General features: G+C 50.8%; 13 protein-coding genes and 1 other annotated feature. Of the genes, 4 read left to right on the plus strand and 9 right to left on the minus strand.

All coding sequences use genetic code 11. The features are described 5' to 3' along the window. Nucleotides 1–187 precede the first annotated feature (187 nt). Nucleotides 188–1,354, plus strand: a complete 1,167-nt coding sequence (gene ugd / locus A9587_RS17160) for a UDP-glucose 6-dehydrogenase (RefSeq protein ID WP_105263677.1) — start codon at nucleotides 188–190, stop codon at nucleotides 1,352–1,354. Between the two features lie 145 nt (nucleotides 1,355–1,499). Next, nucleotides 1,500–2,477, plus strand: a complete 978-nt coding sequence (gene wzzB / locus A9587_RS17165; protein ID WP_105263678.1) for an LPS O-antigen chain length determinant protein WzzB — start codon at nucleotides 1,500–1,502, stop codon at nucleotides 2,475–2,477. Nucleotides 2,478–2,573: 96 nt separating this feature from the next. On the opposite strand, the gene hisIE is transcribed toward wzzB, so the two are convergent. From hisIE to hisL, 9 genes are all read right to left on the minus strand, one after another. Then, entirely contained in the window at nucleotides 2,574–3,185 is a 612-nt protein-coding gene (gene hisIE, locus A9587_RS17175; RefSeq protein ID WP_000954922.1) for a bifunctional phosphoribosyl-AMP cyclohydrolase/phosphoribosyl-ATP diphosphatase HisIE, read from the minus strand. Further along, nucleotides 3,179–3,955 carry an imidazole glycerol phosphate synthase subunit HisF gene (gene hisF / locus A9587_RS17180; RefSeq protein ID WP_000880156.1) on the minus strand — a complete coding sequence of 259 codons (777 nt, stop codon included), beginning with the start codon at nucleotides 3,953–3,955 and terminating at the stop codon, nucleotides 3,179–3,181. Before hisF ends, hisIE begins: the two co-directional genes overlap by 7 nt. Then, nucleotides 3,937–4,674: a 1-(5-phosphoribosyl)-5-[(5-phosphoribosylamino)methylideneamino]imidazole-4-carboxamide isomerase gene (gene hisA / locus A9587_RS17185; protein WP_105263680.1), complete on the minus strand. Its 738-nt coding sequence runs from the start codon at nucleotides 4,672–4,674 to the stop codon at nucleotides 3,937–3,939. The genes hisF and hisA overlap by 19 nt, the downstream gene beginning before the upstream one ends. Beyond that, a complete protein-coding gene (gene hisH, locus A9587_RS17190) occupies nucleotides 4,674–5,264 on the minus strand; it encodes an imidazole glycerol phosphate synthase subunit HisH (protein ID WP_001103560.1) in 591 nt (196 codons plus the stop codon). Before hisH ends, hisA begins: the two co-directional genes overlap by 1 nt. Further along, the gene (gene hisB, locus A9587_RS17195; protein ID WP_001516610.1) at nucleotides 5,264–6,331 is read right to left on the minus strand and encodes a bifunctional histidinol-phosphatase/imidazoleglycerol-phosphate dehydratase HisB; all 1,068 of its coding nucleotides are present in this window, start codon (nucleotides 6,329–6,331) and stop codon (nucleotides 5,264–5,266) included. The genes hisH and hisB overlap by 1 nt, the downstream gene beginning before the upstream one ends. Continuing rightward, nucleotides 6,331–7,401, minus strand: coding sequence for a histidinol-phosphate transaminase (gene hisC / locus A9587_RS17200; RefSeq protein ID WP_000108967.1), 1,071 nt, complete (start codon nucleotides 7,399–7,401; stop codon nucleotides 6,331–6,333). Before hisC ends, hisB begins: the two co-directional genes overlap by 1 nt. Further along, nucleotides 7,398–8,702, minus strand: coding sequence for a histidinol dehydrogenase (gene hisD, locus A9587_RS17205; RefSeq protein WP_105263681.1), 1,305 nt, complete (start codon nucleotides 8,700–8,702; stop codon nucleotides 7,398–7,400). The genes hisC and hisD overlap by 4 nt, the downstream gene beginning before the upstream one ends. A 5-nt stretch (nucleotides 8,703–8,707) precedes the next feature. Beyond that, nucleotides 8,708–9,607 (minus strand): ATP phosphoribosyltransferase, encoded by a 900-nt coding sequence (gene hisG / locus A9587_RS17210; protein ID WP_000131781.1) that lies wholly within the window; start codon nucleotides 9,605–9,607, stop codon nucleotides 8,708–8,710. A 46-nt stretch (nucleotides 9,608–9,653) separates the two neighbouring features. Next, nucleotides 9,654–9,777, minus strand: a sequence feature (His leader region). Further along, nucleotides 9,753–9,803, minus strand: coding sequence for a his operon leader peptide (hisL, locus tag A9587_RS17220; RefSeq protein ID WP_001364200.1), 51 nt, complete (start codon nucleotides 9,801–9,803; stop codon nucleotides 9,753–9,755). Its footprint overlaps the feature before it by 25 nt. A 426-nt stretch (nucleotides 9,804–10,229) precedes the next feature. Between hisL and A9587_RS17230 the strand changes: the two genes are divergently transcribed. Further along, complete coding sequence (locus tag A9587_RS17230) at nucleotides 10,230–11,054, plus strand: SDR family oxidoreductase (RefSeq protein WP_016248869.1); 825 nt, start codon at nucleotides 10,230–10,232, stop codon at nucleotides 11,052–11,054. Between the two features lie 45 nt (nucleotides 11,055–11,099). Beyond that, a complete protein-coding gene (locus A9587_RS17235; protein WP_000803328.1) occupies nucleotides 11,100–12,029 on the plus strand; it encodes a LysR substrate-binding domain-containing protein in 930 nt (309 codons plus the stop codon). Nucleotides 12,030–12,067 lie beyond the last annotated feature (38 nt).

Below are 12,067 nucleotides of genomic sequence, written 5' to 3' on the forward strand. Positions count from 1 at the left end.
AATTATCTTATAGACTAAATTTTACTGCTTAATATTAACCTAATAAATATCAGCTACTCTCATAAAGAAAATCTGAATTGTTTTTCGTTGCGTTGACCAGTCATCATCGTAGCGTTAAAACTTTTAACTCTTATCAGGATGCTAAAAACATCATGATTCACAGTTAAGTTAATTCTGAGAGCATGAAATGAAAATCACCATTTCCGGTACTGGCTATGTAGGCTTGTCAAACGGGCTTCTAATCGCACAAAATCATGAGGTTGTGGCATTAGATATTTTACCGTCACGCGTTGCTATGCTGAATGATCGGATATCTCCTATTGTTGATAAGGAAATTCAGCAGTTTTTGCAATCAGATAAAATACACTTTAATGCCACATTAGATAAAAATGAAGCCTACCGGGATGCTGATTATGTCATCATTGCCACTCCAACCGACTATGATCCTAAAACTAATTATTTCAATACATCCAGTGTAGAATCAGTAATTAAAGACGTAGTTGAGATAAATCCTTATGCGGTTATGGTCATCAAATCAACGGTTCCCGTTGGTTTTACCGCAGCGATGCATAAGAAATATAGTACTGAAAATATTATTTTCTCCCCAGAATTCCTCCGGGAAGGTAAAGCCCTTTACGATAATCTTCATCCGTCACGTATTGTTATCGGTGAGCGTTCAGAACGTGCAGAACGTTTTGCTGAGTTATTACAGGAAGGAGCCATTAAGCAAAATATCCCGACTCTGTTTACCGACTCCACTGAAGCAGAAGCGATTAAACTTTTCGCTAATACCTACCTGGCAATGCGTGTGGCGTACTTTAACGAGCTGGATAGCTATACAGAAAGTTTAGGTCTGAATACGCGTCAGATTATCGAAGGCGTTTGTCTCGACCCGCGCATAGGTAATCACTATAACAATCCGTCGTTTGGCTATGGTGGTTATTGTCTGCCGAAAGATACAAAACAGTTATTGGCGAATTACCAGTCTGTGCCGAATAACCTGATCTCGGCAATTGTCGATGCTAACCGCACGCGTAAGGACTTTATTGCGGATGCTATCTTGTCGCGTAAACCTAAAGTAGTAGGAATATATCGTCTGATTATGAAGAGCGGTTCAGATAACTTCCGCGCGTCTTCCATTCAGGGGATTATGAAGCGTATCAAGGCGAAAGGTGTGGAAGTGATCATTTATGAGCCGGTGATGAAAGAAGACTCATTCTTCAATTCTCGCCTGGAACGTGATCTCGCCACCTTCAAACAACAAGCCGACGTTATTATTTCCAACCGAATGGCAGAAGAGCTTAAGGATGTGGCAGACAAGGTCTACACCCGCGATTTGTTTGGCAGCGACTAACCTTCTGTAATCAGGGCGATTTTCGCCCTGATTGTCTTTTGTTACCCACGTAATAATTCATTATTTTTATCACTTATCCTATAGCATTCATGAAGATTATCGCTACACTATGCGAACCTGAAATTTTCCGTCAGTTAGGGTAATGATGAGAGTTGAAAATAATAATATTCCTGGGCAAAACCATGACCCGGAACAGATTGATTTGATTGATTTACTGGTGCAGTTGTGGCGTGGCAAGATGACTATCATCATCTCTGTCATTGTAGCGATTGCCCTGGCAATAGGGTATCTGGCCGTTGCCAAAGAAAAATGGACTTCCACAGCTATCGTTACTCAACCTGATGTGGGACAAATCGCGGGTTATAACAATGCCATGAATGTGATTTATGGTACGGCTGCGCCGAAAGTGTCTGATATCCAGGCGACGTTAGTTGGTCGTTTCAGTACGACATTTTCTGCATTAGCAGAAACGCTGGATAATCAGGAACAACCCGAAAAACTGACTATCGAACCTTCTGTTAAAAACCAGCCATTACCCCTAGTTGTTTCTTATGTCGGGCAAACACCTGAAGGTGCGCAGAAACAGCTAGCTCAATATATTCAGCAAGTTGATGAACAGGTGAATGAAGAGCTGGAAAAAGACCTGAAAGACAACATCGCACTGCGTGTGAAAAACTTGCAGGATTCTTTGAAGACGCAGGAAGTGGTGGCACAGGAGCAGAAAGATCTGCGTATCCGTCAGATTCAGGAAGCGTTGCAGTATGCGAATCAGGCGCAGGTCGCAAAGCCGCAGATTCAACAGACGCAGGACGTGACGCAAGATACGATGTTCCTGTTGGGGAGCGAAGCGCTGGAGTCGATGATTAAGCACGAGGCGACCCGTCCGCTGGTTTTCTCGCCTGGTTACTATCAGACTCGTCAAAACCTGCTGGATATTGAAAGTCTGAAGGCTGATGATCTTGATATTCATGCTTATCGCTATGTTATGAAACCCACACTGCCAGTGCGTCGCGATAGCCCGAAAAAGGCTATTACCTTGATTCTGGCTGTGCTGCTGGGCGGTATGGTTGGCGCGGGGATTGTGCTGGGGCGTAATGCGCTGCGTAATTACAACGCGAAGTAATCTTTTCGGTTTTAAACAAAATGGGCAGGGTGGTGACACCTTGCCCGTTTTTTTTGCTGGATGCGACAACAATATCGCATCCGCTTACCCCGTAACTCACTGATGCCGTTTGCGCAGGTTTTCAATCACCGTCGTTAAATCCAGATCCTGATCCTGCAACAACACCAGCAGGTGATACATCAAGTCAGACGCCTCGTTAGTCAGCTCAAAGCGGTCATGTACTGTCGCGGCCAGTGCGGTTTCCACGCCTTCTTCTCCTACTTTCTGTGCGATGCGTTTGGTGCCACTGGCATACAGTTTGGCGGTGTAGGAGGTTTCCGGATCGGCAGATTTGCGTTCAGCGAGCAGTTGTTCAAGCTGGTAGAGAAACAACCACTGGTGAGCGGTATCGCCAAAACAACTGCTGGTGCCTTTGTGGCAGGTTGGGCCGATGGGATTCGCCAGCACCAGCAGGGTGTCGTTGTCGCAGTCCGGTGCAATGCTGACTACGTTGAGGAAGTTCCCCGACGTTTCACCTTTAGTCCACAGTCGCTGTTTGGTGCGTGAGAAAAAAGTGACTTTGCCGCTTTCGATGGTTTTATCCAGCGCTTGCGGGTTCATGTAGCCCAGCATTAACACTTCGCCAGATACCGCGTGTTGCACAATCACTGGCATCAGTCCGTCGGTTTTTTCCCAGTCCAGTTCGCGGCGTTGTTGTTCTGTTAACATATCCTGATCTCCACGCCCTGTGTTGCCAGGTACGCTTTTAATTCACCAATATTGATTATTTGTTTGTGGAATACGGAAGCTGCCAGCGCGCCGTCAACGTCGGCATCGCGGAAGGCTTCAAGGAAGTGTTCCATAGTGCCTGCGCCACCGGAGGCAATCAGCGGGACGTGGCAAACTTCACGCACTTTTTTCAGTTGTTCGAGGTCGTAACCGTTACGCACGCCGTCCTGATTCATCATGTTGAGGACGATTTCTCCGGCTCCGCGTTTTTGCACTTCCTGTACCCAGTCGAGCGTTTCCCACTGCGTAACGCGGGTACGGCTTTCATCGCCGGTATATTGATTAACGTGATATTTGCCGGTTTCGGCGTCGTACCAGGTATCAATACCGACCACAATACACTGCACGCCAAAACGATCTGCCAGACGGGTGATCAATGTCGGATCGGCCAGTGCAGGGGAGTTGATGGAGATTTTATCCGCACCAAAGGAAAGAATTTTCGCGGCGTCATCCAGCGACTTAATCCCACCCGCCACGCAGAACGGAATGTCGATCACTTCCGCCACGCGAGATACCCAGCTTTTATCTACCACGCGGCCATCGCTGGAAGCGGTGATATCGTAGAACACCAGTTCGTCTGCACCTTCTTCGGCGTAGCGTTTTGCCAGCGGCACAATATCGCCAATGATTTCATGGTTGCGAAACTGTACGCCTTTCACCACCTGACCATCACGAACGTCAAGACACGGAATTATGCGTTTTGCCAGCATGCGATGGCCTCCTTCACGGTGAATTTACCTTCCAGTAATGCCCGGCCAACTATTACGCCGCGCACGCCAGTGCCACGCAGGGCAGCGACATCTTGAATGTTGCCAATACCGCCGGAGGACTGAAACGCCACCTGCGGATATCTGGCGCACACTTCTTCATATAAAGAGACGTTAGAACCTGCCAGCGTGCCGTCGCGCGAGATATCGGTACACAGCACATGTTTCAGGCCGACGGGCAGATAGGTTTCCACCAGTTGTTCCAGCGAAACGCCCGAGTTCTCTTGCCAGCCGCTGACCGCCACCTGTTTGTTGCCTTGCTCGTCAATACGGACATCCAGCGCCAGCACTAACGCATCGGCACCAAAACGTTCAAACCAGCCTTTCACCATTTCTGGTGACTTCACCGCGGTGGAGCCAACCACCACGCGCGCAACGCCTGCTTCCAGTAACGCCGCCACGTCTTCTTCGCTACGCACGCCGCCGCCAACCTGCACCGGAACGTTAACGCCCGCGACCAGGGTTTTAATCAGCGGGATTTGACGTTTAGCCGGATTTTTTGCCCCGGTCAGATCCACCAGGTGCAGCACTTCAGCACCTTGGGCGGCGTAATCCTGTAAGCGCGGCAGCGGGTCGTTGCCATAATCACGCTGCTTGCCGTAATCGCCCTGATGGAGACGCACCACGGTGCCGTCGATTAAATCTAATGCCGGAATAATCATCACATCTCCAGGAAGTTTTTCAGCAACTTAGCGCCAGCGGCACCGGAGCGTTCCGGGTGGAACTGCACGCCATAGAAGTTATCTTTTTGTACCGCCGCGGTGAACGGTTCGCCGTAGTTGCACTGGGCGATGGTCCACGGATTGACCGGCATGGCGTAGCTGTGAACAAAGTAAAAGTACGCGCCGTCTTCAATCCCCTGAAACAGGCGGTTGCCAGCCTGTGGGTAAACGCGGTTCCAGCCCATATGCGGCAATGGCAGACCAAAGTCGGTCATTTTCGGTACATCCTCGTCGATGATGCCCAGCAAATCGACGCCGTTGCTCTCTTCGCTGCGTCGCCCCAGCAGTTGCATTCCTAAACAGATGCCCAGCACCGGTTGAGTACAGGCTTTGATGAGATCAAACAGCTCGCGCTCACGCACCTGATCCATCGCCGCTTGTGCAGTGCCGACGCCAGGTAAAAACAGTTTATCGGCCAGCAACACGACGTCCGGGTCACGGCTGACCTTTGGTTCATAGCCGTGACGCGCAATGGCAGACTTCACCGAGTTCAGGTTGGCGCAGCCGGTATCAAGGATCACCACGTTCATTACAGCACTCCTTTCGACGAGGGCAGGGTGTCACCTTCCACGCGGATGGCCTGGCGCAGGGTGCGACCAAAGGCTTTGAACAGGCTCTCTACACGGTGGTGATCGTTTTTACCTTTGGTTTTCAGGTGCAGGGTCACGCCCATGGTGTATGAGAGCGAACGGAAGAAGTGTTCGATCATTTCGGTGCTGAGATCGCCCACGCGCTGGTAGGTAAACTCAGCTTTATATTCCAGGTGCGGGCGACCAGAGATATCCAGCGCGCAGCGTGCGAGGCATTCATCCATCGGCAAGACAAAACCAAACCGGCAGATGCCGCGTTTGTCGCCAAGGGCAATTTTTAACGCTTCGCCCAGCGCCAGCCCGGTATCTTCGACGGTGTGGTGATCGTCAATATAGAGATCGCCTTTGACATTGATTTCCATACGGAAACCACCGTGGGTGGCAATCTGATCCAACATATGATCAAAGAAACCAACACCAGTGTTAATCTTGCTGCCACCTTCGCGATCCAGCCACACCTGAACGTCAATCTGCGTCTCTTTGGTGTTGCGCACTACGTGGGCATAACGATCGCGTTTAGTGAGTTGCTCACCAATCATCGGCCAGTTCAGGGTTTCGCGGTTGTAGCGTAAACCATTAATACCCATGTTTTCAGCAAGTTGAATATCGGTCGCACGATCGCCAATCACGTAACTGCTGGCGCGATCCATCGCCTGCTCAGCGAGATAACGCTCCACCAGTTTTACCTTCGGCTTGCGGCAGTCACATTCATCGTCGGGCAGGTGCGGGCAAATCAGCACTTCATCAAACTGCACGCCTTGCGAGGTAAAGATCTGCATCATCAGATTGTGCGGGCCATCGAAATCCGCCTGCGGGAAACGCTGTGTTCCAAGACCATCCTGGTTGGTGATCATCACCAGCTTATAGCCTGCTTTTTGCAGCTTCAGCAGTTCCGGGATCACGCCCGGTTCAAAGGCGAGTTTGTCAAAACGGTCCACCTGAAAATCACTCGGCGGCTCGCTAATCAGGGTTCCATCGCGATCGATAAAAAGATACTTCTGACTCATCAAACTTGCTCCGCACGTAAGGCGTCAATGACGCGCTGGCTTTCTTCACGGGTTCCGACGGTAATTCGCAGGCAGCCGCTTAAAGAGGGTTGTTTATTCTGATCACGTAAGATAATGCCCTGATCCCACAAAGATTTAAACACTGCGCTGGAGGCTTTAAAGCGTGCCAGAATGTAGTTGGTTTCGGAGTCGAAAACCTGCTCCACGCAGGGGATCTCTTTCAGTGCGGCAATCAGGTATTCGCGTTCTGCAATAATTTGCGCCACTCGTTCGCGCATGGCGACGATCCCCTGCGGGCTTAACGCCTGTGCCGCAATGTCGGCAACCGGCGTTGAGAGTGGGTAGGGGGCGATCACTTTCATCAGCAGGTTGATGACTTCTTCGTTTGCCAGCGTAAACCCACAACGGAGACCCGCCAGAGCAAAAGCTTTCGAAAGGGTGCGCAAAATAGCCAGGTGCGGATATTCCGCCAGCCAGCCCGCCAGCGATGCCTGCGGGCAAAACTCAATATAGGCTTCATCGGCAACCACAATGGCTTTTCCGCGGGTTAACTCCAGCAGAGTGCGAAAATCTTGCGGATTGATCAGTTGCCCGGTCGGGTTGTTAGGGCTGCAAACATAAACCACTTTCACGCCGTCCAGCTTGTCGGAAATCCCCTGCAAGTCCAGTTGCCAGTTTTCCAGCGTCGGCACCGTGCGACACTCGACGCCAATGGTTTCGGCGCTGACGCTGTACATGCCGTACGTTGGCGGGCAATAGAGGATGGCATCTTTACCCGGTTCACAAAAGGCGCGAATCAGTAGTTCAATGCCTTCGTCTGCGCCGCGGCTGACCAGCACTTGTTCCGGTTTTACGCCAGCATATTGCGCGTAATTTTCAATAACCGCTTTTGGCTGACATTCCGGATAGCGGTTGAGCGTTTGCTGAGTGAGCTGAAACTCCACGGCTGTAGGATATTCGTTGGCGTTCAGCCAGACATCGCCGTTACCGCCCAGTCGACGCGCTGACTGATATGGCGTCAGGTTGCGGACGTTTTCACGCGCTAAATCGGTAATAGTCACGGTGCTCATGCTTGCTCCTTAAGGGCGTTGACACGTAAAGTCACGGCATTTTTGTGGGCTGTCAGGCGTTCGGCGGTAGCCAGCGTTTCAATGGTCGAAGCCAACGCAGAGAAACCCTCTTTCGACAATTCCTGCACGGTCATGCGCTTCTGGAAATCCGCCAGTCCGAGGCTGGAACAGGTGGCGGTGTAACCGTAAGTCGGTAGAACGTGGTTGGTGCCGGAGGCGTAGTCACCTGCCGATTCCGGTGACCAGTCACCAAGAAATACCGAACCGGCGCTGGTGATGCTATCGACCAGTTCGCGGGCGTTGCGGGTTTGAATAATCAGGTGTTCCGGGCCGTACTGATTGGAGATTGTCACGCACTGCGCTAAATCGTTGGTCACAATCAGGCGGCTGGTGAGCAGTGCCTGGCGTGCAGTTTCAGCACGCGGTAACTCTGCAAGTTGACGTTCTACAGCTTCGGCAACGCGGCGTGCCATATCGGCGTCGGGCGTCAGTAAGATCACCTGTGAATCCGGGCCGTGCTCAGCCTGAGAGAGCAAATCTGAAGCCACGAAGTCCGGCGTTGCGCCGCTATCGGCAATCACCAGCACTTCCGACGGGCCTGCGGGCATATCGATTGCTGCACCGTCCAGACGCTGGCTCACCTGACGTTTCGCTTCAGTCACAAAGGTGTTACCCGGTCCGAAAATTTTGTCCACTTTTGGTACGGATTCAGTACCAAAGGCCAGTGCGGCAATGGCTTGTGCGCCGCCGACGTTAAATACATCCTGCACGCCGCACAGTTGCGCCGCGTAGAGGATCTCATCGGCAATCGGCGGCGGTGAGCACAGCTCCACTTTATTACAACCTGCAATACGCGCTGGAGTCGCCAGCATTAATACGGTTGAGAAGAGTGGGGCAGAGCCGCCAGGAATATACAAACCCACTGAAGCTACCGGGCGCGTGACTTGCTGGCAACGTACGCCTGGCTGGGTTTCGACATCTACCGTCGGCAGTTTTTGCGCATTGTGGAAGGTTTCAATGTTCTTTACTGCTACCGCCATCGCCTGTTTCAGGTCGTCGCTCAGGCGTTCGCAGGCTGCGGCGATTTCTTCAGCAGACACTTTCAGCGCGGTAACCTTGGTTTTATCAAACTTCGCGCTGTATTCCCGTAAGGCGTCATCGCCGCGTGCTTTCACGTTATCTAAAATTTCACGGACGATACGGGTGATGCTTTCAGAGGCGGAGATCGCCGGGCGCATTAACAGTTGGCGTTGTTGCTCCGCAGTACAGTTATTCCAGTCAATGATTGTGTTAAAGCTCATGGCTATTACTCCATCATCTTCTCAATTGGCAGGACCAGAATCGAACTCGCGCCCAGTTCCTTCAGTTTTTCCATCGTTTCCCAGAACAGGGTTTCGCTACTCACCATGTGCATGGCGACGCGCTGTTGATCACCCGCCAGCGGCAGAATGGTTGGTCGTTCGGCACCTGGCAGCAGGGCGATGACATCATCCAGACGCTCGGTTGGTGCATGCATCATGATGTATTTCGATTCACGCGCCTGAATTACGCCCTGAATACGGGTCAGTAGCTTGTCGATTAGTTGCTGTTTGGATTCTTCCATTTCACCATCGCGCTGGATCAGGCAGGCTTTCGAGCGGTAGATAACTTCCACTTCGCGCAGGCCGTTGGCTTCCAGGGTGGCACCGGTGGAAACCAGATCGCAAATCGCATCCGCCAGTCCGGCGCGCGGGGCAACTTCGACAGAACCGTTCAATAAGCAGGATTTGAAAGAGATACCTTTCTGGTCGAGATAGCGCTTGAGCAAGTGAGGATAAGAGGTGGCGATACGTTTACCGTTTAAGGAGAGCGGGCCGTCCCAGGCTTCATCAACGGGCGTTGCCAGTGAAAGGCGACAGCCACCGAAATCAAGACGGCGCAGGGTAAAGTAGCGCGGATCTTCACCCTGGGCGCGGCGGTTGAGCAACTCTTCTTCCAGTACGTTCTCACCGATAATCCCGAGGTCTACCACGCCATCCATTACCAGACCGGGAATGTCGTCGTCACGCACGCGCAGAATATCAATCGGCATGTTTTCTGCCATCGCGATCAGGCGCTGGGTGTGAAGATTAATTTTAATGCCGCAGCGCGCCAGCAATTCGCGTGAATCATCACTTAAACGGCCGGATTTTTGCATAGCTATGCGTAAACGAGTGTTGTCTGTCATTTTCTTATTCCTCTTTTAACCTGTCTGAATCGTTATCAACCGCGCAATAAAAAAGCCCCCGGAAGGTGATCTTCCGGGGGCTTTCTCATGCGTTCATGCACCACTGGAAGATCTGAATGTCTTCCAGCACACATCGCCTGAAAGACTAGTCAGGATGATGGTGATGATGGTGGTGTTTAAATTGAACGCGTGTCATAAAAATCTCTGTGAATGTTTATTCAACTGATGCCTTTTAACCTAAACCACTTTCACGATAGAAAGCAAGGGCTTTTTTATATATTTTGCGGCGATAGATTTGTTTAATGAATGAGCAGGGAAAGAAGGGCGCTAAGAGTGACTACGTTAAAAAAAGTAATCGTGAAAATATGTCTTTAAAGCCCTCAAGAACATTGTGTTCTGTAACTAAAGTGGCCTTTGTTCATGCCGGATGCGGCGTGAACGCCTTATCTGGCCTACAAATGTTGCCTAAATTCAATATATTGGTGTTTTTGTAGGCCTGATAAGCGGAGCGCATCAGGCAATTGTACATTTGCTAACAGCTTCGATTCATTCATAGAATGAATTGTCAGTTTTGATACGCTGGCGTAGCCTTATAGATCTAAGGTGTATCAGGAGAAAACGGATGAAAAAGGTCGCAATTGTCGGGTTAGGGTGGTTAGGTATGCCGCTGGCGATGTCACTTTCAGCGCGGGGCTGGCAAGTCACCGGGAGTAAAACCACACAAGATGGCGTCGAAGCGGCCCGAATGAGTGGGATTGATAGCTATACGCTTCGCATGGATCCCGAGTTAGTTTGCGATTCTGACGATCTGGATGCCCTGATGGATGCTGATGCGTTGGTCATTACGCTTCCGGCGCGACGCAGCGGTCCTGGCGACGAGTTCTATTTGCAGGCAGTGCAAGAGCTGGTAGACAGCGCGCTGGCTCACCATATTCCCCGCATTATTTTCACCAGTTCAACCTCTGTCTATGGCGATGCGCAAGGCATAGTAAAAGAAACCACACCACGCAATCCCGTGACCAACAGTGGACGAGTGTTAAAAGAACTCGAAGACTGGCTGCACAATTTACCTGGTACTTCGGTCGATATTTTGCGTCTTGCTGGCCTGGTGGGGCCGGGGCGTCATCCAGGGCGCTTCTTTGCCGGAAAAACTGCGCCAGACGGTGAACATGGTGTCAATTTAGTTCACCTGGAAGATGTTATTGGCGCTATCACTCTGTTGTTACAGGCACCTAAAGGCGGACACATCTATAATATATGTGCGCCAGCTCACCCTGCGCGTAATGTTTTCTATCCGCAGATGGCCCGTTTACTGGGGCTGGAACCTCCGCAGTTCAGAAACAGCCTGGACAGCGGCAAAGGTAAAATTATTGATGGCAGCCGGATCTGTAATGAATTGGGATTTGAATACCAGTATCCCGATCCACTGGTAATGCCGCTGGAGTAAAGCATCACGCCAGCAGAATGCCGCATACACCGCAAGGGGGCGTGTATGAAACCACTGCTGGATGTGTTGATGATCCTCGATGCCTTAGAAAAAGAGGGCAGTTTTGCGGCGGCGTCAGCCAAACTGTACAAGACGCCGTCTGCGCTGAGTTACACCGTTCATAAGCTGGAAAGTGATCTTAATATTCAATTGCTTGATCGCAGCGGTCACCGCGCTAAATTCACCCGCACCGGAAAAATGTTATTAGAGAAAGGGCGGGAAATTCTTCACACTGTTCATGAGCTGGAAAAACAGGCAATAAAACTTCACGAAGGCTGGGAGAACGAGCTGATTATCGGGGTTGATGACACCTTTCCTTTTTCTCTGCTTGCGCCACTTATTGAACTCTTTTATCAACATCACAGTGTAACGCGGTTGAAATTTATCAATGGCGTGCTCGGTGGTTCCTGGGAGGCGCTGACCCAGGGCCGGGCAGATATTATTGTCGGCGCTATGCACGAGCCGCCATCTTCCAGCGAATTTGGTTTTTCTCGTCTGGGTGATCTGGAGCAAGTGTTCGTTGTGGCACCCCATCATCCGTTAGCGCTGGAAGAAGAACCGTTAAATCGACGAATCATTAAACGATATCGGGCGATAGTCGTCGGTGACACTGCGCAGGCAGCCGCGTCTACAGCTTCACAAATACTTGATGAACAAGAAGCTATTACCGTATTTGATTTTAAAACCAAGCTGGAGCTGCAAATCAGTGGTCTTGGTTGTGGTTATTTACCCCGTTATCTGGCGCAACGCTTTCTTGATAGTGGTGCGTTAATCGAGAAGAAAGTGGTCGCGCAAACCCTCTTTGAACCTGTCTGGATTGGCTGGAACGAACAAACCGCAGGGCTTGCCAGTGCGTGGTGGCGAGACGAGATTTTAGCAAATAGTGCTATCGCCGGTGTTTATGCAAAATCTGGTGACGGAAAATCAGCCATTTAAATAAAAAATCATCTGTCAAGCCCCTCATTCTCTTGTCA

Source organism: Escherichia sp. MOD1-EC6162, from assembly GCF_002965125.1.
In the GTDB taxonomy this organism is placed as follows: domain Bacteria; phylum Pseudomonadota; class Gammaproteobacteria; order Enterobacterales; family Enterobacteriaceae; genus Escherichia; species Escherichia marmotae.